This is a genomic window from Bacillus cereus group sp. N6, from assembly GCF_016483705.1.
Lineage (GTDB): Bacteria > Bacillota > Bacilli > Bacillales > Bacillaceae_G > Bacillus_A > Bacillus_A wiedmannii.
In genome coordinates, this window is record NZ_JAEHBI010000001.1 from 206,951 (window position 1) to 227,001 (window position 20,051).

The window sequence follows — 20,051 nt, forward strand, 5'->3', positions numbered from 1 at the left end:
TAAGTTTTACGTAATAATAGCCGATTTAAAAAAATCGGCTATTATATTTAAATAAATACTCACCAATGCAAACTATTCATGAATGTTTCTCTTGTAAAGGGATTAAGCTTCAACTTTAGATACTCTTTTGAAACCAGTTTTTATTGCTTGTACTATTTCGTTCACAGCATAAATAGATACCTCGGCATTTGGATTCAATCCTTCAAACCAGTGATAGGCATTTGGATATAAATGAAATTCGACATCAACACCAGCTTGCGCTAGATTGCTTACATAGGTTAATGTTTCACTGCGGAATGGATCCAATTGACCAACAAATGTGTAGGTATATGGTAAGCCACTATAATCCTCAGCTCGAGAAGGTGCTGCATAGGCAGGGATTTGATCCGTTTCATACATTTCTCCTAAATACATTTTCCAACCAGCTTCATTTGCCTTTTGATTCCAAACAAATCCCTCTTTAATTTCATTGGCCGAAGGTGTATTATTTCGGTCATCAATCATTGGATAGAGTGGCATTTGTAAACAAATCGAAGGGTATTTTCGATCTCGGGCTAATAATGATAATGCTGCTGTTAGTCCACCTCCAGCGCTTACTCCTGCAACCCCAATTCGATTCGAATCAATGTTTAATAACTCTGCATTATCAGCAATCCATTTTAAAGCTGCATAACAATCTTCAATTGGTGCTGGGTAAGGATGTTCAGGAGCTAAGCGATAGTCTACAGATACGACCACACAGCGAGCTTCTTTTGCAAACCTCATACAAGTATCATCGTTATCATCTATAGAACCTAAGATATAACCACCACCATGTATCCATAATAAGACAGGTAAAGATTTATGATTTGATTTTGGACGATAAATTCTTAATGGTAAAGGATTAGCATCTGGTCCAACAATGACTTCATCTGTTAACGAAAGGGAGTCATCAACAACGGTAGGTGGTCTCATTTGAGCTATTCCTTCTCTAATTGATTGCAAGTTTTCCGGGCGTAAATCGAGATCTGGAAACATCTCTAACCCTTGTAATAATTCTGGATTTACTCTATTTTTCATTTGAGCACCTCTATTTGTAATTATTTTCAAATAAATGAAGTGTATTCTAAGTAGTTTAATTGTGAAAGAACACCATAATTAAATTGTAAATTGGATATGTTATAACAGTCAACAGAATATTCAGAAATAATAACCTTTCTCAAGAAGGAGTTTCACGCAACCAATAATACAAGTAGTGGATTTAGGAACAAAGTGTTTTCATGTCGTTGTATTTATGTACACTTAGTTTTCTAACTAAACCAAGTGATGATCTTTTTTATTTTAATGACATATTGCAAATGATACCTGTTCGAATTCATACATTTGTATTCCTTAAATGAAGGTTGATTAATTTTGGAATTGTATAAGAGTTATGTCTTACTTTATTAGTAGCCTCTTTAATAACTGTATGAAGTTCATCCGCTGAACCATCTTTATTTCCAGCTACATGTTTAATTGCATTCTCTCCGCAATATGCTTTCACAATTTCCTCATCAGTATTGATGATACAAAACTTTGCAATTGGACTTTAACTAACTACATATAAACTCCTTATATCTCTAGATAAACTACCGATTAGCTCCATATAGACTCTAGATAACATATATAGAATACAAGTTATCAAGGAGGTAAGAGAAAATGAATTTTATGAAACGCGCAATTCTCAGTATGAAAAAAAGGATAGGAACATCATTAATTTTGATGGCAGTATTTCTGATTGTTACAAATTTGGTTCTTTCAGGGTTCACAATCCAAAATGCATCAAAAAAAGCAGCGGATGCTGCAAGAAAAAAACTGGGCGCAGATGTTACTTTAGGTCTTGATTTTGACAAATTAGGTCAACAAGCTAGTGAAACTGGAGAAATGCCTAATCTGCCGAAGCTTAACACAAAAGAAGCAGATCAATTAGCGGAGTCAAAATATGTAAAAGACTATAATTACATAGGCAACACTTTTGGAATTTCTGATGGACTTAAGCAAGTAGGAGCTTCAGAAGGAGAAGACGAAGGGAAAGGTAAAGCAGGGATGGTGGCTGTACGAGGCGGTTCAAGTTCCGGTACAGAAATAGATATGAATGCTTCTTTTATGATTGAGGGGGTCCGCAAGACTGAATTACAAGAAAGCTTTAAAAACGGAAAAAGTAAAATCATTGATGGAAAACCAATTACAGAGCAAATGAAGGGTCAGAATGTAGCTTTAATGGAAAAACGATTAGCAGAATTAAACAATTTGAAAGTAGGAGACAAAGTTAAAGTGCAATCAGGGGATAAGAAGGAAACCCTTGAGGTTGAAATTATCGGTATTTACGAAACAAATGAGCAAGCAATGGGTCAACAGGCTCCTCCTATTATGGATCCAGCTAATAAACTATATATGCCGCATTCAACTATGAAAAAATTAGAAGTAGACCAAGGTATAAGTAGTGTTCAAGTCGTGTATTTCTTGAATGATCCACAATATATTGATGCATTTAAAAAAGAAGCAAAAAAATCTAATATTGATTTTAATTATTATAAATTAGATGCGCATGATTCATTGTACAAGCAAATGATTGGTCCTATCGAAAATATCTCTTCGACTTCTCAAATGATTATTTATATTGTTTCAATTGCAGGTGCGATTATATTAGGGTTAATCATTATGCTATCAATTAAAGGACGTCGTAAGGAAATGGGAATTCTGTTATCTATTGGAGAGAAAAAATGGAAACTGATGGCGCAGTTCGTAGTAGAAGTAGTATGTATCGCTATTTTAGCATTTGGATTATCCATAACAACAGGAGCAAAAATTTCTCAATTCATAGGGGATAATTTACTTTCGAGTGAAATAGCTACAGCAGGAGAAGAAACAAACACCCCACAAAATGGAACTGTAATGGTAGCTGGACCTGGTGGAACTGTACAAAATCAAAAAGAGGATCCAATTGATAAAATTAATGTAAGTGTAACAGGAGAAGATGTAGGGAAAATGGGGGGGATTGGATTAGCTATTGCTATAATAGCAACGCTTCTTCCGGCATTATCTATTCTACGTTTAAATCCAAAACAAATTCTTTTAAAAGATGAATAAGGAGGCTTAATATGGAAACGATTTTACAATTTAAAAATTTGGATTATTATTATGAAAGTAATGGGAAAAATGTAGCAATACTAGACAATGTCAACTTTTCTTTTCAAAAAGGGCATTTCTACACGATTTTAGGACCATCTGGATCTGGTAAAACTACAACTCTAAGCTTAGGTTGTGGACTGGATGTCCCTAAAAATGGTTATGTACTGTATAATGGCAAAGATATTCGAAAAATTGGTTTGGATAGATACCGTAATCAAAATGTATCTGTAATTTTCCAATCTTATAATTTGATTACTTATATGACGGCTCTTCAAAATGTCCTAACAGCGATGGAAATTACAGGTGTCAAAGTGAAAAATAAGACGGTAAGGGCGTTAGAATTATTAGAGAAAGTAGGACTCACAGAAGTAGAAGCGAAACGAAACGTCTTGCAACTAAGTGGTGGGCAACAACAACGTGTTGCAATTGCTCGAGCGTTATCTTGTAATGTTGATTTACTTATTGCAGATGAGCCGACAGGAAACCTCGACGAAGAAACAGCGATGGATATTATAGAACTGTTTCAAGAACTTGCACATAAAGAGAATAAATGTATTATTGTTGTAACGCATTCACAGGAAGTTGCTAAAAAATCTGATCGTGCAGTGTATTTAAGTAAGAAGAAGTTGGTCGTAAACCAAATCTAATACAAATATCTTAGCTTTTTAATTCACATAGTTTTCAAAAACCATCCATTTCAAAAGCTTATACTTGATATATAATAAAATCAAGCCATAATCAAAATGGTCTCCCTGTACTGAATGTTAAAATAGTTTGTTGTTTCCTTTTTAACAATACTTGAAAAAGAACTTGTAGGATATTCTACAAGTTCTTTTTATTATAATTGGTTACTTATATCATGGGATAATCACACATAAAAAACGGGACATTACCTAGATATATAATCTAAATGCTGTCCCGTTTAACTGTGTATTTGTATAGTTATTGCAGAATTAAACCTACAATCATAATTAAACTAAATACTATCATCCAACCAAACGCACAATAGCCAAAAATTCTAATCCATTTAGGTAATTGATTCATGTTAATTTTATTTGAGGGAACTCCGTGCATAGAAAACACCATTTTTTGATCTCTATCCCTATTATTTTGTTGTTCATACATAACATCATCACCTTTCTAGAATAGTTGTATGTATAATATATCAGTCTGGAGAAAACTAAGTACCGAATATTAGACAAAATAAAAGTGATTCGACAAATATAGTGGATGGTTCTCTTTTCCAATACAGTATACTATATTTCAAAAAACGAAAATTTGATTACTCAAAAGCTATATATACTAAAGTATTTGCTCATTTAAAATATAGTAAACCTTTACCAAGAGATACTTATTATTCGATATTGATTAATTCGGATAAATTCACTAATACTTCTTAGCGTTTAGACACGTGTATGTCTTTCAAAATATAAGTACCGTAAAGTAGGAGTAATTATTTATTCGTTATTTTTAAAGCATTTAACGCTATTTTAGTTGCGTCTGCAATAAGTTTATCATCGTATTTCGCATCCTCTTTAGCATGATTAGAAAGTATCGCAAGTACAATTGGATTTTTATTTGGTGGCCAAATAATTGCGATATCATTCCTTGTTCCATAAGACCCAGAGCCAGTCTTATCGGCTACTTCCCATCCTGCTGGAACTCCAGCACGGATTAAGTTGTCTCCCGTAGTATTTCTTTTCATCAAATCTATTAAAAAGTTCCGTTTCTCAATTGGAAGGATATCACTTAGCGCATAAGTTTGAAGACTAGTAGCTAATGCCATTGCGGTACTAGTATCACGAGTGTCATCTGGCTGCACTTCATTTAATTCTGGTTCAAAACGTTCAGGATTTGTAACAGAATCTCCTATTTCTCTTAGTGATTTTTTGAATTCACTTGGCCCACCTAATTGTTTAAGAATAAGATTTTGTGCAGTATTATCACTATATCGAATGGAAGCATCTGCAAGCTCCTTCAGAGTCATACCTGTTCCTACATATTTTTCTGTAATTGGATTGTAGTTCACTAGATCTTTGCTGGTATACTTAATTTTTTGATCTAAATCTTCTATTGATTTCTTTTGTAACAGTGCTCCAACAGCAAGGGCTTTGTGGGTAGATGCGTATGCAAAGCGTTCATCTGAACGATAAGTAACAGTTTGATTCGTACCTGTGTCCAATGCATAAATACCAAGTTTAGCATCATATTCTTTTTCAAGCTTTACAAAAGAATGCCTACTTGTATTTTCTTGTTTGGTTTGTTTCGATGGTTCGGATTGAATATTACTATTGGAACAGCCTATAAGCGTTACACATGAAAGTAATACTACAGGTAGCATCTTTTTATAATGTGCAATGTGAAAAACCTTCTTTGAAACTATCATACATTTTCAACCTCTTTCAAGAATATATGGATTTTGTATAAGTATTTTACATACCTATACAATTAACAAATGCACTGGATAGCACTCCTCTTGTACAAAATGAGAAGACTACCAAGAACACCTTTTTTATACGTAATAGACAATCTAAGTAACACATTTGTTCCATTTATGATTAAGCTTTTTAACATATCTATTAACTTTGTTTTTAGCATCGCAAACTCCATTTTTTTGAACTCTACTTAATTTAATATGGATTTAGATTGAGTTTTTCTTGTAACGGGAATTTCAATTGGATATCGCATATATAACAACTACTGATTTCATTTTAAAGTTGGATGGTAGAAATAAAGAGCTTAAAAAACGAAAAGTCCCCCTTATTGATTCCTAATAAGATTATACTTGCTACAAAAACAAACTCGTCCTACTAAGAGGGGAGTTTGTTTGTTTGTTGTTTAGATAAAGGAATGTTCATGCAAAATTGCACACTATGTTCCATATTTTTTATAGAATACTTTATATTTAGCGTTTCAAGAATTTGTTTAACAATATATAGCCCCAAACCACTTCCGCCAGTATTTCGATTCCTTGATTTTTCAATTCGATAAAATGGTTTGAAAATTTGTTGTATATCTTCATCTTTAATATTGATACCTGTATTTATAATTTGCATTTTAATTTGATCTTGTTTAGAATCCTTACTTAACTTTATATAGACTTTTTCATTATGTGGTGAATACATAACTGCATTATGGATAATATTTTTACATGCTTTTTCAAAAAGTACACGATCTGTATAAACAGAAAGGTCAGAGTCAATTTCTTTTATTATTTGGATGCTTTTTTGAGAAGCGAAAAATTCGAGATCTTTTGTGATTGTACCTATTAACTTTGAAAGATTAACTTCTTCTATTTTTAGTTTAAATGTGTGTTGTTCTAACTTTGACATACTTAAAATTTCACGAACTAATTGTTCCATACTTTCAATAATTTGATGATTTTTCTTTAAATATTGATCACGATTTTGATAAGGGCCAATATTGTATATCATCCCTTCTAAGTATCCTTTCATTACAGTAAGAGGGGACTTTAATTCATGTGCTACAATCGCAAAAAACTCTCTGCGTTTTGTTTCTATTTCTCTTTCTTTTTCAATATCATTTTTTAATTGTTCATTTGCTTTTTTTAAATCAAACATAGCTTGTTGTAAGTTAATAGACATGTCATTCAAACTATTAGATAATTCTCCTAACTCATCTGTGGAGCGAACCTCAATTTTTTCGGAGAAATCTAAATTTGCCATCTTTTGTGCACCCTCATTAATATAAATAAGTGGCTTTGTAATAAACCTGGAATAGAAATAAGCACTCCCTATACCAATTACGATCACAATGATACTAATATAGGGGAGAAAGCGCGCTAATACTTGCGAAGCTTCATCAATCGGTTGAAATGTTGCGAACACTACAAGCGTTAAACTACCATCTTGGAATTGAATTGGTTCCGTAACATTATATGAATTGCTAATGGTACCTGCATTCTCAAATCGTGCTGCTTTAGTAACTACTGTTGTTTGTGTACCACTTTGAATAAAAGAAAATGAAGGCGAGTAAATAATTATTCCTTCTTTATTTTGAAGCGAAAGCATCGCGTTATTTTTTTTTGCGTATTCATCAAAAAGTGGTATTGCATCTTGAAACGTAAGATCTTTGGATTTATCAATTATTTCTTTTATCCCTGTTTGAAGTTGATCTGTTTTGTATTGCTCATAAAACGTAGGGAGAAAGAAATATAAAGTTAAATAAATCAACACTGCAAAGGATAACAAAATGAGAGATGTAGTCATAAAGAGTTTATAAGTAATTTGCTTCATCTTCATGATTTTTACAATTCTATTCATCAATTTTATAACCAATCCCCTTTATTGTTTTAATATAGGGGATAGCTAGTTTTTTACGTAGATTTTTAATATGTGTATCTATTATTCGTGTTTCTCCAAAATAATCGTATCCCCAAACTTTTTCTACGATATTTTCTCTTGTAAGTACTTTTCTTTCATTTTGAAATAGTAGTTGTAGAATTTCGAACTCTTTTGTCGTTAACAAAATTTCAACATCATTTACATATACTCTATATGCATCAACATCAATGCGCACTTCTTTAAATACCAAATAATTATTTACATTTTTATCATAACTTCTTCTAAGTACAGCTTGGACTCGTCTAATCAAAACATGAAACGAAAAGGGTTTTGTTATATAATCATCAATCCCAAGATCGAACCCTTTCATTTGATCTTCCTCTTCTTCTAACGCAGTTAGCATAATAATTGGTATGTTTGACTGACTTCGAATCATTTTAGCAACTTCAAATCCATTAAGATTGGGCATCATTACATCTAGAAGCACTAAATCAAAGGATTGCTTATTAAATTGTGTCATACCCTCTAGTCCATCTGAAGCAACTACCACTGTATACTGTTGTGTCATTAAAAATTGTTTAATTAATTCCTGAATTTCTTGATCGTCCTCAACCACGAGGATATGATAGTTTTTCATAATATCACCTCTGGTAGTCATTATAGCCGTACTATCTGTAGTTTATGTGGAGATACAGTAGGAAACTTCATAGGACGTTTAACGTAGTAACTCCATTTTCAAGATTGTGTATTCTCCACAAAAAAGTATTATTACCCATATTCCTTTTTTAACGATTAATATTTACAAAAAACTAATGTATAATAATGTAAATTGCATGTAGTTTTTTAAACTGTTTGAAAATATACTTTCGATACTTTACTAGAAGGGGAAAGGGAGATGAACTTAAATATAAAAGAAGCCAGCGAAATTTTAGAGCGTACGCCACAAACTTTTTAGTTTTTTTGCTAATTTAGTAAAGGCCTAAGGTGCGAACAAGGGATTATTTAAATCATGTGAGAAAGGTTGTGAAATTATTTGATGGGTTATAAAGCGATGCTGTTTGATTTAGATGATACGTTAATTGATAGGGATAAGGCAGTAGATAACTTGTTTTTATTAGTTTTAGAAAAATGTTATGAGGATGTTAGTGATACAGTCAAAAACAATATGTTACAGAAATTCAAAGAATACGATAAAAGGGAATACGGCATTAGTGATAAAACGATAGTTTTAGAATCATTATTTGATGAATTCGCGCCGAAATATAGATTGCCACGCGATTATATCCAAGATTTTTGGAATTTAAATTTCCCTAAATGTTTTTCGATAGACCAAAATACTATTCATTTCTTAAATCATATAAAGAGTCACTTTAAAATTGGAATTATAACAAACGGCTCAACGCATAGACAAAAAGCTAAAATAATTAACACGAATTTAAACAATTACTTTGATACGATTATTATTTCTGAAGAAGTAGGATTGAGTAAACCTGATAAACGTATATTCGAACTAGCATTAAATAAGCTTAATGTGCAACCAGAAGATGTATTATTTATTGGAGATGACTTAGAAAAGGATATTGCTGGTCCTCAAAATGCAAATATAAAAGGTGTGTGGTTTAACCCTCAGAAAATCAAGAATACTACCAAAATACAACCATATGCCGAGATTAACACTTTGGATAGTTTGTTAAGTTATGTTAATCCACAATATTTTTATAACAAGTAAAAGCAATTTCATATATATATTCAAAAATATAAAAAGAGAAACTATCATTAATTTCATTGACCGTATTAGTAATAAAAAATAGATATTTACAATAAAAAATAGTGGCGATTTTAATAGTTGCGGCTAATTTAATCTATGGTTAATACGAAGTTTTTTAAAATAATTTTACTCATACTGTGTAAATTATAAAGGGGTGGGACTATGGAAATAAAGAAATTAGTTATCGATGGAATAAATATTGCGGTCATAAAAAATGATAAAGTACTAATTTCCGATGTTCAAACGGCATTAGATCTTATGGCAACAGTTCAATATGAGGTAGATGCTAAACATATTATTATCGACAAATCATTAATAACTGAAAGTTTCTTTGACTTAAAAACACGCCTTGCTGGTGATATCCTTCAAAAGTTTATAAATTACAGAGTAAAGATTGCTATTATTGGAGATTTCTCAATGTATACGAGTAAAAGCTTAAAGGATTTTATTTATGAATGTAATAAAGGGAAAGACATTTTTTACTTAGCAACTGAACAACAAGCAATTGAAAAACTAAGTACATTGAAGTATTAATAATACCATAGTAAAATCTCCTTCTTTTTCACGTCGTTTATTATTTACAATATATAAGAACTGATGTTTGTGATAAACTAAGGGGTGAATAAAGGGGGGGGATTTTCTTGAACAAATTTAATGATGTAATCCGAAATTTAAACAATATAATTTACAAACCTAACGAATTCATAATCACGAATCTAAAAGAAGAACAGCAAAACGCTGAATATGCGGGATGTTTATTTAATTTAAATCATAAAAGCATTCGTTTTAGAATATCAAAAATTACCCCTAATAAAATTGGGCAATTTGTTTCTTTTTGGGAGAAAGATGACAATATGCATAATCAAGCATTTTCTTATGACGCTGCTCCTAATCTTTTAGTTATCACTTGTATAGATGAAAATAAATTAGGACAATTTATTTTCCCTAAAGAAATTCTTCTTAAAGAAAAAATATTAAAAACACAAAGTCAAAAAGGGAAGATGGCTATGAGAGTGTATCCTATTTGGGATACTCCTGTTAGCAACCAAGCTAAAAAGAGCCAAATGTGGCAACTTCAATATTTTGTTGATATAAGCGATCATAATAATTTACATATAGATAAACTATTACATTTGTATTTGTAGCTTCTTTTCTTAAGTAATCTTGTGAATTAGACTTTTTGTACCGGTACAGTTAAACGAAATGTACATTGTTTCAGTACCCCATCAAATTTACAATCAGCATATACTATTTTAACTTATAAATGTTAAGGGGTGCTGAATATGACAAGTCTACAATACAAACTGTTTACAAGATTGAATCTTACAAACCGTACTGAAGTGAAGTTTGAAGAATTAAATACAATTCTCTTTGCATTTGCACACACTATACCATTTGAGAATTTAGATGTTATAGCACGTAATGCGAATACAATTACTATGGAAAATTTACAGAATAAAATTTTAACTACATCCCGCGGCGGACTTTGTTATGAATTAAATACTCTTTTTTACTACTTTTTAAAAGATTGTGGTTATGATGTACAACTTGCACTTGGAACCGTATATAAAAATGAAATCAATGCATGGGCACTTGAAGATGGACATATAACGATTATTTTAAAGTATGCTAACGAACGATACTTAATTGATGTAGGTATTGCTTCCTTAGTACCTTTAATCCCTGTACCTTTTACTGAAGAGCCTGTTTCCTCTAAAAATGGTTCGTATCGAGTGAGAAAACGAGACACAAGTAAAGGAAATTACGTTCTAGAAAGAAAAGATACGAACGGAGAGTGGAAAGTTTGTCATGCCTTTTATAATCGTATCATTGATGAGACAGTAGTGAACGATGTTCAAAAAAGAGTAATAGAAGATGAGAAATCTATTTTTAATAAGGGACCAATTGCAGTGAAATTAACGGACTATGGCCATGTCTCTTTAACGAATACGAGTTTAACTGAAATGATTAATGGGGAAAAAATAAAATGTGAAATTACAGAAGATCAATATAGAGAGCTATTAAATACTTTATTTGCTATTGAGTTAAGATGAAACGAATAGCTAGCCGGTTCTTACGCAGAATCGGCTATTTTATTAACTTTAATTTAAAATAACTATTAAAGTTTGATTTTATTAATAGATATAATACACTAGAACAGTATGTACAATGAATTTTGAATGTAAAGGAAGATTTTTATGTCAATTATTGATAAATTGAAACTTAATAAGTATACAAATATGGTCGTAATGAATGAACCTAGTGATTATGACATTTTCACAGGAAAAGAAACTGCATTTTCAAAAGAACACGATGCCATTTTTATTTTTGTAGAAACACTTGATGAAATGGTGAAACAAACGAATTATATTATTAGTAATGAAGAATTACTAATTGAAAAAGGCTACATATTCTTCGCATATCCGAAAAAAGGTAATTCTCGTTACAGTACGTTTATTCACCGTGATGAGATGTTTCCAGCGTTAAACGTTGGCGAAGATGGGTATGTAGGACAGAGTGATATTAAATTTGCACGAATGGTAAGTATGGACGACGTCTTTACTGTTGTAGGTTTAAAGCGTGAAAAGAAAAAAGAGAAGAAAACGCCTGCTATGAGTCAATGTGTTGCCGATTATGCAGATCGTATTAAAGATGTTGAAGCATTATTAGTTAATCATCCAAATGAACTTAAATTTTATCAAAGTTTAACACCTGGATATCAAAAAGATTGGGCGCGTAATTTATTTTCTGTAAAACAAGAAAAAACACGTGACAAACGTCTTGAGAAAATGATTGAAATTCTTTCACAAGGCTATAAAACAATTGAATTATTCCGCAAGAAGAAAAAATAATGGTTAGGAAAATCACAATGATGCAACAATTAATTACGCTTAGCACATTGAAAAAAGGATTCCTTTCAGTATACTAAAGTAAGTTCTTATATTTAAATAATTAGCAAAAGAGAAAAGGTGTTTGAAATGAAATCGTATATTGTAGTTGGAGCTGGTATTTTAGGAGCGTCTACTGCTTATCATCTTGCTAAAGCAGGTGCGAATGTTACTATCGTTGATCGACAACAATTAGGGCAAGCAACTGATGCAGCAGCTGGTATTGTATGTCCTTGGCTTTCACAGCGTCGTAATAAAGCGTGGTATAAAATTGCTAAAGGCGGTGCACGTTACTATTCTTCTTTAATTCAGCAATTAGAAGCAGACGGTGAAACGGATACAGGATACAAACGTGTAGGTGCAATTAGTTTACATACTGATGAGAAAAAGTTAGATAAAATGGAAGAGCGCGCTTATAAACGACGTGAAGATGCACCAGAGATTGGTGAAATCACTCGCTTATCAGCTGAAGAAACGAAAAAATTATTCCCAGCATTATCTGAAGAATACAGTTCTGTTCATATTAGTGGCGCTGCACGAGTAAACGGAAGATCATTACGTAACGCATTAATAAGTGCTGCAAAAAAACATGGCGCAACTTTTATAAAAGGAGACGCAGTATTAGTCCGTGAAGGTAATCATATTATTGGAGTTAAAGTAAATGACGAAACAATGGTAGCAGAAAAGGTAATTGTAACTGCAGGGGCATGGGCAAATGAAATCTTGAATCCATTAGGAATCAATTTCTTAGTTACGTTCCAAAAAGGACAAATTGTTCATTTGCAAACGGAAAATACAGCAACCGAAAATATGCCAGTTGTTATGCCGCCAAACGATCAATACATTTTAACGTTTGACAATGGTCATGTCGTAATTGGTGCTACTCATGAAAACGAAACTGGCTTCGATCATCGTATAACAGCAGGTGGTTTACATGAAGTATTCCATAAAGCATTAACAGTTGCACCTGGTTTAGAAGATGGTACTATGCTTGAAACGAGAGTTGGGTTTAGACCATTTACACCAGGATTCTTACCTGTTATCGGACCACTTCCTAACTTCGACGGTATTCTTGTTGCAAACGGATTAGGTGCTTCAGGTTTAACTGCTGGACCATATTTAGGTTCAGAACTTGCTAAATTAGCACTCGGACAAACAATTGAATTAGATTTAAACGATTATGACGTTGCTGGTGCAATTGAATAACAAAAAAAGATTAGGATTCGCTCCTAATCTTTTTTATTTATAACTAATTCTTTAACTGCTTTGATAACCTTTTGTTTAATTCCCACAACGCTGTTTTGTTACTATCCCATTTCAACAGCATTACTGCTTCCTCAAAGCATAACCATTTATAATTGGAGTGTTCTTTAGATAATGAAATATTTTTTGTAGAAACTTTAACTCCAAAAGAAAATTCTTTTATTACATAAACATCTTCTCCCCAAAGAAATCCTCCGACTATATCCTCTACAGGTAGTGAAGATACAGATTCTAATTGTATATAGGGATATTCTTTTAAAATACCAGCCTCTTCAAATGATTCTCGTTTTGCTGATTCAATAGGAGTTTCACCATCTTCTCCACCACCAGCTATTCCTTGCCAATAACCATAATCACTTCGGTTAAAAATAGCGTATTGAATAGAATCTTCAATTATTATATAAGGAAATATTAATACTTGATATGGTGCTCTCATTGCATAACCTCTTTCTGAAAATAAGCTTTAAATAAACATGAATAATTGTTAATTATTATATGGAGTGGGGGTTCTTTTGAATAAAAACACCACTGATAAAATAAAGATTACAGCCTTCAAACTACCCCAATATGGATAAACAGTATGATCAGTTAAACTAGCATATTGAAAGATATTCTCTAAACCGAAAATCCCAATAACGACTGCTAAGAGAAAAGCAGCTTTTCCAATAGTACTATTACGATAGAGGGTAAATAAGTATATTGCACATATAAGTGGTACGATGATTTGTAGTAAGATTGCCATGAATTGTCCCCCTAATTTATATTTTATACTTATATTATATCAAAAATGTAATAAAAAGGAATGTAAGTTAATTGATGCTAAGTAGAAAACAGACTTGTACGAACAGGGATATCACACTTTTACGTCTATAGTTTTGATACTAATTTAACTACTCTCATCATATTCTTCTATTAAAAAGAATAACAAGGAGTGTAAAGTTAATTGACAAAAGTTAAGGTTCGTTTACGTCCCATCGTTCATAACATAAATTTACCGACTGTCATAAAAACAGCAATACTTCCAGGTGAATCAGTTGAAAGACTATTTATCGCAACCCAATTAGGAGAGGTTTTTTACATAGGAGACGGAGATATAAAGACATTTTTAAATATTCGTCACCGAATTATTAAATTAGGTACATTTGAAGAAGGTGTTGCTAGTAGCGGTTATGATGAACGCGGATTGCTAGGACTAGCGTTCCATCCACAATTTAATCATAACGGCTTGTTTTATATTCATTATTCTATGGCCGGCACGCAAGGACCAGGTTCGCTTTCAGAACAATTTAAACCGAATCCTTGTGACCCGAAAACTTTAAATTTAAAGTGGACAAATAGAGATACTCAATATGATCATATTGATACAGTTGAAGAATGGGTTTTACAATCAAATGGCCAACCTCAAAAGCGAAGAACATTACTTAATATAAAACGGCCATTTTTTAATCATAACGGCGTAAATAGCTTAAACTTTTCACCTGAGACTGGAAAACTTGTTTTTACTAATGGAGATGGTGGTTCTGGCTATGATCCGTTTAATTTAAGCCAGGATGATTTAGAAATAGCGGGTAAAATAATTGAAATCGATGTAAGTAAAAATACGTCCATAAATAATCCTCCAGTAGTTACACGTTTTAATGAACTTCCTCTATCTATTCAAGAAACTCTTACATTAATTGCAAAAGGCGTACGTAATATAACAGGTATTTCATTTCAAAGGTTGCATAATCAATATATCAAATATGCCGGTAACGTCGGACAAGATATTGTAGAGTCTATTTTTTCTTTTGTTCTATATAAATCAATACCAGTTACCGAAATCGTTCAAACCCATTTAATGAGAGATACTCCTGATCAATATGGATTTATTAATTTTGGGTGGAGAGGATGGGAAGGGGAATTACCTACTTCTTTTATAAGGCACTGTTCTGAGAATCCAACTTTAGATGAAAGAATAATGGCTTATTATAATGAAACTATAGAAACATCAGTGCAGCGTATACAGCCTCTAATTAGTTATTATCATAAAGATTCCAGACGAGATAAATTTGACGGAACTTCACTTACTGGCGTTCAACCATATATGGGGACTGCAATCCCAAATTTAACAGGTAGCGTCGTATTTACTGACCTTGCTAAAAAAGAAAAATCGCAGTCTTCAGTAAAAGGTGCGTTAGCTTATTCTAGAGCTGGTACGCATGGTAAACATACTGACTTTCATGTTATTGAAACCCATTATGATTTCGGTGAGCAGGCAGCTTATTTTATGAGTTTAGGAACAAATTTGGATCAAACTAGATTATATTTAGGAGTTTACGGTTCTATGAAAGTAACTGATTTGAACAAAGGTACTATTTTTGAAATCGTTCCTTAATATGATAGACACTCTCGGAATTATTCATTATATAATCGTCCACTGTATAATTAGATATCTTTAGGGGGATTTTGATGAATCACTTTAGAAACTATTGGTATCAACCGATGATCGCGCATGATGCGAATTTTGTTCATAAAAGAAAGATGACGCCAGCAAAGAGGTTAGTGATTACAGCGTTACTCGGTTCACTTGCTGCTATTTTTCAATCTGCCGGGAACCTAATCCCTGGTATAGGCTTATTTATTAGTCCTTTTGCGACGCTGCCTATATTTTTCGCTATTTGTTATTCTACTCGCACGGGAATACTTTCTTACATTCTTACTATTCTCCTATTATTTATTATTGAGCCAAGCGAACTAATTGTCTTTCCTTTTACTACAGGTTTATTAGGTATAGCGTTAGGAGTATCCTTTATACAATTCAAGAGAAGGATTTTGATTGTTTCCTTTTCAGCAATATGTCTACTTCTAGGTATTATAATTGTACTTGATATCTTTCGATTTCCTGTATTAGGTCCTACTGTTCATACAACTTTGGATATAAAAATTATTCTATTAATATTTATTCTGAGCTTTCTATACTGCTGGATCTATGCAGGCATTTGTAGAATAATGTTGAATAGAGTATATAAAGTATGGTCTTAACAATTTCTCATATATTTTTAAAGATTGGAGATTCAAGTCGTGTATAACGTTAAAATTAGAAGACCTAATTCGGATGATGTAGATGAACTGAATATGTTTTTTCGTCTTGTTATTACTGATACATTTAAAAATGAAGGGTTATTACAATTATTAGATGACATAGAAAATGAAATTAACACGAAAAAACAATATTTGAAAAATGATTTGGAGAGTAATGGAGAAAGTCGTTACTTTTTATTAGCAATTGATACAAGTAACGATAAAATCATTGGAACAATTGAAATCGGCCCAGCAAGTACATTGATTAATAGTTGTACAGGTGGTGTGTTTAAAGATTTATATGAAATAGGAACTGTATTTGTACTACCTGAATATCAACGAAATGGCATAGGCAATTTATTACTACATGCAATGTATATTACGTTACTTAGCAGAGGAATAACAGAATACTGTTTAGATAGTGGATACAAAAAAGCACAAAGTATATGGACGAAGAAGTTTGGAGAACCTAGTTATGTACTGAAGGAGTATTGGGGAGAATCAAGCGATCATATGATTTGGAAGAAGAGTTTACATGATACACCTATAATATTTGAATTATAAAATGAAATATGCCTCTGAACGTAGCTTTTCTTACATATGTATGCTATTATTTATCTTTATAATAAAAGAGGACGTGAATGAACTTGATTAAAATTAATATTCCTGAAGCTGATGTTTCAATTACTGAACGTAAACAAGTTATTAAAGGAGACGAGCCAATAATTACTCCAATTAATGGATTTATCGATTTCCACTTGTTCCCTAGAGATAAAGGCGGCATTTTTATGTTTTACAATATTAATGACGAACTTCTTTTCGTAGGTAAAGCTCGTAAAATTAGACAACGTATTAAGAAGCATTTTGAAGACAATGTTTCACCAATTAAAAATCACCGTGATGAAGTATACCGCATCGATGCATGTATCGTAGAGGATCCAACAGAAAGAGAAATTTACGAAACTTACATTATTAATGAATATAAAGCAAAATATAACGTTGATAAAGTATTCTACAAATAAGTAATAAAAAAACAATCCTAGCGCATATACTGGGATTGTTTTTTTATTTAAATTTAGTCCTCATATTTTTCTCCTTTTTTTAAATGATTAGCAACAATAAAACAGCATACACCTATACATATAAGTACAATTCCAATCGATTTATGTTTTCCCTCAAAAAAAGGAATATCAGAAATAACATTTGTCATACATAACCCTATAAACACAAGGATAGGTCCTGCCCACAGTAATACATTGCCGAATTTCGTATGTTGCCACATAGTAACCCTCCTTACCTCTTTTTACATATATATCTATAAAATAAAAGTAAATTCATAGAGAAATATAGTTTTTTTCATATCGAAAATTTAACCTTCATATATTGGTACAAGCAAACGAGAAAGGGGACCATCATGAATTGGTTAGAAGCTTTTATATTAGGAATCATACAAGGTTTAACAGAGTTTTTACCGATAAGTAGTACGGGTCATCTTTATTTAGGAAGGCATTTGTTTCAATTAGATGAAGCAGGATTGTTTTTAGATACGATGCTGCACATTGGAACTTTGCTTGCAGTGTTTATTTATTACAAAAAAGAATTTATATATTTAATTAAAAATCCATTTTCCAAACTAATGCTACTACTTATTGTCGGGACGATACCCGCAGTTGTAATCGGATTGTTATTTAAAGACTTTTTTGAGGATATTTCAAAAACAGGCATTACGATTGGATGGAAGTTTTTAGTGACAGGTTTCTTTCTATATATGGCTGATAAACAAAAAAATGGTCGTAAAAAAATGGATGACATTACATATAAAGATGCATTTATTATCGGTTCATTTCAAGCTGCTGCTATTTTCCCAGCAATTTCTCGTTCTGGTATGACAATCGTTGCTGCATTATGGAGGAAGTTAGACCGCGAAACTGCTGCTTACTTTTCTTTTTTATTATCAACGCCAGCCATTGTCGGAGCTATAATTTTGCAATTAGCAGATGTTTATCAAGGGAAAGCAGAATCTATTTCTAGTACATCATTAATCGTCGGCACATTATCAGCAGCGTTTTTCGGTTATATAGCCGTTTCATGGATGATTCAATATTTAAAACGTCACTCCTTAAAAGTATTCGCGTATTACGTATGGGGATTAGGCATTTTAATTTTAACGTTACAATTTACTCATGTTTTTTAATGTAGTAACTATTCGTTTAGATCCTGTTTCATTCATACAAGGCAGGGTCTTCTTTCATTAAGGGGGAAAATATGTTTAATAAGGCTATCGTTATTGGCGGAAGTATCGCAGGAAAACTCGCAGCAAAAGCATTATCATCTACTTTTAAAGAAGTAATCATTATAGAAGCTGGTGAAAGATGGGATGGAAAGTCTTCGAGAAAAAGAGTTCCACAAAGTAATCATCCTCATGTGTTATTAAAAGGTGGAGAAAAAGCGATTGAGGAATTGTTTCCTACTATCACTAATGAATTAATTGAAACAGGTAGTATCGTAAATAACTTTACTCGTGATATAAAATGGCATCAATTTGGTTTATGGAAACAGCAATTCATAGGTAAAGTACATATGATTCAACAAAGTAGGTTTTTGCTTGAATGGCATATTCAAAAACGAATTGAGGATATTTCAAATGTTACCACTAAATTTGGAACATTAGTTGATGGTTTATTAGTAGATGGAAAGCTTAACAAAGTAAGTGGAGTAAAAGCTAAATGCTTAGAGACGGGCACGCAAGAAGAAATTCAAGCAGATATTGTTGTTGATGCAAGCGGATTCGGTTCAAAAAGTATAGCGTGGTTACGTGAATACAATATTGAAGTGCAAGAAGAGAAAGTGCGCATTGATTTGTTTTACGCAACTAGAATGTTTAAACTCAATGAAAATGAGAAATTAGACTGTTGTAATATGCTAATGTCTCCAAGTTTCCCTGACAATCCGTATGGTGTTCTTATTCAAACGATTGAGGATAATCGCTATTTTGTTACTTTCAGCGGATATGCAAATGAGAAAGCACCACAAACAGATGATGAGTTTTATGATTTTGCTGAAAACCTATCAATTTCTAATGTGACAGATTTTCTAAATAAAGCTGAGGCAATTTCAAATATCAAAACGTACAAAATTCCTTATCAAGTACGTCGGCGATTTGATTTAGTTAATCATTTACCAGAAGGATTGTTAGTAGTTGGGGATGCACATTGTCGTTTTGATCCTGTTTTTGGGCAAGGTGTTTCAGTTGCAGCTATGGAAGCTCACCAATTGCAGTTACTTTTGCAAAAGAGGCAAAAGCTTGATAAAACATTTACACAGCGATTTTATAAAAAGACCGCTAATATCATACAAACTCCTTGGGAAATGACTACAACAGAAATATCACGTCATCCTCAGCTAACAAGAAAATTATCGATGAAGCAAAAATTTCAGCTATGGTATACGAAACAAATATATGAACTATCTGCAACTGACTCTGATGTTTATATTCGATTAGTAAGAGTGATGAATTTAATTCGTAGTCCATTGCACCTATTTCATCCGAAAGTACTACTTGCTGTATTACTGAAGCGAAAGAAATAGCAGGAAAATAATCGATTAAAAAGAATATAT

The 20,051-nt window shown here is 32.3% G+C and carries 23 protein-coding genes; 14 read left to right on the forward strand and 9 right to left on the reverse strand.

The window, feature by feature from the left end; all coding sequences use genetic code 11:
- Window positions 1-102: 102 nt before the first annotated feature.
- On the reverse strand, window positions 103-1,059 hold the full coding sequence (locus tag JDS99_RS01110; protein ID WP_088063648.1) for an alpha/beta hydrolase: 957 nt from the start codon (window positions 1,057-1,059) through the stop codon (window positions 103-105).
- A 295-nt stretch (window positions 1,060-1,354) separates the two neighbouring features.
- Entirely contained in the window at window positions 1,355-1,522 is a 168-nt protein-coding gene (locus JDS99_RS01115) for a hypothetical protein (RefSeq protein WP_162862808.1), read from the reverse strand.
- Window positions 1,523-1,677: 155 nt separating this feature from the next.
- On the opposite strand from JDS99_RS01115, the gene JDS99_RS01120 reads away from it, so the two are divergent.
- Both JDS99_RS01120 and JDS99_RS01125 read left to right on the forward strand, forming a co-directional pair.
- A complete protein-coding gene (locus JDS99_RS01120; RefSeq protein ID WP_106383338.1) occupies window positions 1,678-3,108 on the forward strand; it encodes an ABC transporter permease in 1,431 nt (476 codons plus the stop codon).
- An 11-nt stretch (window positions 3,109-3,119) separates the two neighbouring features.
- Window positions 3,120-3,797, forward strand: coding sequence for an ABC transporter ATP-binding protein (locus JDS99_RS01125; RefSeq protein ID WP_097844834.1), 678 nt, complete (start codon window positions 3,120-3,122; stop codon window positions 3,795-3,797).
- A gap of 295 nt (window positions 3,798-4,092) precedes the next feature.
- Here JDS99_RS01125 and JDS99_RS01130 read toward each other — a convergent pair whose 3' ends face one another.
- The 4 genes from JDS99_RS01130 to JDS99_RS01145 form a co-directional block, all read right to left on the reverse strand.
- On the reverse strand, window positions 4,093-4,275 hold the full coding sequence (locus JDS99_RS01130; protein WP_060486771.1) for a hypothetical protein: 183 nt from the start codon (window positions 4,273-4,275) through the stop codon (window positions 4,093-4,095).
- A gap of 328 nt (window positions 4,276-4,603) precedes the next feature.
- Window positions 4,604-5,536, reverse strand: coding sequence for a class A beta-lactamase (bla, locus tag JDS99_RS01135; protein WP_199694272.1), 933 nt, complete (start codon window positions 5,534-5,536; stop codon window positions 4,604-4,606).
- A 424-nt stretch (window positions 5,537-5,960) separates the two neighbouring features.
- The gene (locus JDS99_RS01140; RefSeq protein ID WP_098123942.1) at window positions 5,961-7,433 is read right to left on the reverse strand and encodes a sensor histidine kinase; all 1,473 of its coding nucleotides are present in this window, start codon (window positions 7,431-7,433) and stop codon (window positions 5,961-5,963) included.
- Window positions 7,426-8,091 carry a response regulator transcription factor gene (locus JDS99_RS01145; RefSeq protein WP_087984467.1) on the reverse strand — a complete coding sequence of 222 codons (666 nt, stop codon included), beginning with the start codon at window positions 8,089-8,091 and terminating at the stop codon, window positions 7,426-7,428. The genes JDS99_RS01140 and JDS99_RS01145 overlap by 8 nt, the downstream gene beginning before the upstream one ends.
- A 399-nt stretch (window positions 8,092-8,490) precedes the next feature.
- Between JDS99_RS01145 and JDS99_RS01150 the strand changes: the two genes are divergently transcribed.
- The 6 genes from JDS99_RS01150 (at window position 8,491) to JDS99_RS01175 (ending at window position 13,316) form a co-directional block, all read left to right on the forward strand.
- A complete protein-coding gene (locus JDS99_RS01150; protein ID WP_199694366.1) occupies window positions 8,491-9,183 on the forward strand; it encodes an HAD family hydrolase in 693 nt (230 codons plus the stop codon).
- 201 nt (window positions 9,184-9,384) lie between these two features.
- The gene (locus JDS99_RS01155) at window positions 9,385-9,756 is read left to right on the forward strand and encodes a DUF4180 domain-containing protein (RefSeq protein ID WP_088063643.1); all 372 of its coding nucleotides are present in this window, start codon (window positions 9,385-9,387) and stop codon (window positions 9,754-9,756) included.
- A 107-nt stretch (window positions 9,757-9,863) separates the two neighbouring features.
- Window positions 9,864-10,367, forward strand: coding sequence for a MepB family protein (locus tag JDS99_RS01160; protein ID WP_088063642.1), 504 nt, complete (start codon window positions 9,864-9,866; stop codon window positions 10,365-10,367).
- Between the two features lie 138 nt (window positions 10,368-10,505).
- Entirely contained in the window at window positions 10,506-11,276 is a 771-nt protein-coding gene (locus JDS99_RS01165) for an arylamine N-acetyltransferase family protein (RefSeq protein ID WP_088063641.1), read from the forward strand.
- Between the two features lie 144 nt (window positions 11,277-11,420).
- The gene (locus tag JDS99_RS01170) at window positions 11,421-12,074 is read left to right on the forward strand and encodes a YdeI/OmpD-associated family protein (protein WP_088063640.1); all 654 of its coding nucleotides are present in this window, start codon (window positions 11,421-11,423) and stop codon (window positions 12,072-12,074) included.
- A gap of 126 nt (window positions 12,075-12,200) precedes the next feature.
- Window positions 12,201-13,316 (forward strand): NAD(P)/FAD-dependent oxidoreductase, encoded by a 1,116-nt coding sequence (locus JDS99_RS01175; protein ID WP_199694273.1) that lies wholly within the window; start codon window positions 12,201-12,203, stop codon window positions 13,314-13,316.
- Between the two features lie 43 nt (window positions 13,317-13,359).
- Here JDS99_RS01175 and JDS99_RS01180 read toward each other — a convergent pair whose 3' ends face one another.
- Together JDS99_RS01180 and JDS99_RS01185 are read right to left on the reverse strand one after the other, a co-directional pair.
- A complete protein-coding gene (locus JDS99_RS01180) occupies window positions 13,360-13,809 on the reverse strand; it encodes an NUDIX hydrolase (RefSeq protein ID WP_088063638.1) in 450 nt (149 codons plus the stop codon).
- Between the two features lie 48 nt (window positions 13,810-13,857).
- Complete coding sequence (locus JDS99_RS01185) at window positions 13,858-14,115, reverse strand: hypothetical protein (RefSeq protein WP_087984460.1); 258 nt, start codon at window positions 14,113-14,115, stop codon at window positions 13,858-13,860.
- A 201-nt stretch (window positions 14,116-14,316) separates the two neighbouring features.
- On the opposite strand from JDS99_RS01185, the gene JDS99_RS01190 reads away from it, so the two are divergent.
- The 4 genes from JDS99_RS01190 to JDS99_RS01205 all read left to right on the forward strand — a co-directional run bounded on the left by JDS99_RS01190 (window position 14,317) and on the right by JDS99_RS01205 (window position 17,455).
- On the forward strand, window positions 14,317-15,747 hold the full coding sequence (locus JDS99_RS01190) for a PQQ-dependent sugar dehydrogenase (RefSeq protein WP_199694274.1): 1,431 nt from the start codon (window positions 14,317-14,319) through the stop codon (window positions 15,745-15,747).
- Between the two features lie 74 nt (window positions 15,748-15,821).
- Complete coding sequence (locus tag JDS99_RS01195) at window positions 15,822-16,394, forward strand: YybS family protein (protein ID WP_088063636.1); 573 nt, start codon at window positions 15,822-15,824, stop codon at window positions 16,392-16,394.
- Between the two features lie 39 nt (window positions 16,395-16,433).
- Window positions 16,434-16,997 carry a GNAT family N-acetyltransferase gene (locus JDS99_RS01200; RefSeq protein WP_088063635.1) on the forward strand — a complete coding sequence of 188 codons (564 nt, stop codon included), beginning with the start codon at window positions 16,434-16,436 and terminating at the stop codon, window positions 16,995-16,997.
- 77 nt (window positions 16,998-17,074) lie between these two features.
- Window positions 17,075-17,455 carry a nucleotide excision repair endonuclease gene (locus tag JDS99_RS01205; protein WP_001048941.1) on the forward strand — a complete coding sequence of 127 codons (381 nt, stop codon included), beginning with the start codon at window positions 17,075-17,077 and terminating at the stop codon, window positions 17,453-17,455.
- 53 nt (window positions 17,456-17,508) lie between these two features.
- Here the strand turns inward: JDS99_RS01205 and JDS99_RS01210 are convergent, their stop codons facing one another.
- Window positions 17,509-17,715 carry a hypothetical protein gene (locus JDS99_RS01210; RefSeq protein ID WP_000267713.1) on the reverse strand — a complete coding sequence of 69 codons (207 nt, stop codon included), beginning with the start codon at window positions 17,713-17,715 and terminating at the stop codon, window positions 17,509-17,511.
- Between the two features lie 132 nt (window positions 17,716-17,847).
- Here JDS99_RS01210 and JDS99_RS01215 point away from each other — a divergent pair, with 132 nt between their 5' ends.
- Together JDS99_RS01215 and JDS99_RS01220 are read left to right on the forward strand one after the other, a co-directional pair.
- A complete protein-coding gene (locus JDS99_RS01215) occupies window positions 17,848-18,627 on the forward strand; it encodes an undecaprenyl-diphosphate phosphatase (protein WP_199694275.1) in 780 nt (259 codons plus the stop codon).
- A gap of 71 nt (window positions 18,628-18,698) precedes the next feature.
- Window positions 18,699-20,021 carry an FAD-dependent oxidoreductase gene (locus tag JDS99_RS01220; RefSeq protein ID WP_199694276.1) on the forward strand — a complete coding sequence of 441 codons (1,323 nt, stop codon included), beginning with the start codon at window positions 18,699-18,701 and terminating at the stop codon, window positions 20,019-20,021.
- Window positions 20,022-20,051: the final 30 nt, after the last annotated feature.

Coding starts and splice junctions, on each gene's coding strand:
- JDS99_RS01180 (WP_088063638.1), bottom strand. CDS start 13,809: ATGAGAGCACCATATCAAGTATTAATATTTCCTTATATAATAATTGAA.
- JDS99_RS01130 (WP_060486771.1), bottom strand. CDS start 4,275: ATGTATGAACAACAAAATAATAGGGATAGAGATCAAAAAATGGTGTTT.
- JDS99_RS01210 (WP_000267713.1), bottom strand. CDS start 17,715: ATGTGGCAACATACGAAATTCGGCAATGTATTACTGTGGGCAGGACCT.
- JDS99_RS01140 (WP_098123942.1), bottom strand. CDS start 7,433: ATGAATAGAATTGTAAAAATCATGAAGATGAAGCAAATTACTTATAAA.
- JDS99_RS01120 (WP_106383338.1), top strand. CDS start 1,678: ATGAATTTTATGAAACGCGCAATTCTCAGTATGAAAAAAAGGATAGGA.
- JDS99_RS01110 (WP_088063648.1), bottom strand. CDS start 1,059: ATGAAAAATAGAGTAAATCCAGAATTATTACAAGGGTTAGAGATGTTT.
- JDS99_RS01215 (WP_199694275.1), top strand. CDS start 17,848: ATGAATTGGTTAGAAGCTTTTATATTAGGAATCATACAAGGTTTAACA.
- JDS99_RS01195 (WP_088063636.1), top strand. CDS start 15,822: ATGAATCACTTTAGAAACTATTGGTATCAACCGATGATCGCGCATGAT.
- JDS99_RS01205 (WP_001048941.1), top strand. CDS start 17,075: ATGAACTTGATTAAAATTAATATTCCTGAAGCTGATGTTTCAATTACT.
- JDS99_RS01125 (WP_097844834.1), top strand. CDS start 3,120: ATGGAAACGATTTTACAATTTAAAAATTTGGATTATTATTATGAAAGT.
- JDS99_RS01145 (WP_087984467.1), bottom strand. CDS start 8,091: ATGAAAAACTATCATATCCTCGTGGTTGAGGACGATCAAGAAATTCAG.
- JDS99_RS01220 (WP_199694276.1), top strand. CDS start 18,699: ATGTTTAATAAGGCTATCGTTATTGGCGGAAGTATCGCAGGAAAACTC.
- JDS99_RS01175 (WP_199694273.1), top strand. CDS start 12,201: ATGAAATCGTATATTGTAGTTGGAGCTGGTATTTTAGGAGCGTCTACT.
- JDS99_RS01155 (WP_088063643.1), top strand. CDS start 9,385: ATGGAAATAAAGAAATTAGTTATCGATGGAATAAATATTGCGGTCATA.
- JDS99_RS01165 (WP_088063641.1), top strand. CDS start 10,506: ATGACAAGTCTACAATACAAACTGTTTACAAGATTGAATCTTACAAAC.
- bla (WP_199694272.1), bottom strand. CDS start 5,536: ATGATAGTTTCAAAGAAGGTTTTTCACATTGCACATTATAAAAAGATG.
- JDS99_RS01185 (WP_087984460.1), bottom strand. CDS start 14,115: ATGGCAATCTTACTACAAATCATCGTACCACTTATATGTGCAATATAC.
- JDS99_RS01170 (WP_088063640.1), top strand. CDS start 11,421: ATGTCAATTATTGATAAATTGAAACTTAATAAGTATACAAATATGGTC.
- JDS99_RS01150 (WP_199694366.1), top strand. CDS start 8,491: ATGGGTTATAAAGCGATGCTGTTTGATTTAGATGATACGTTAATTGAT.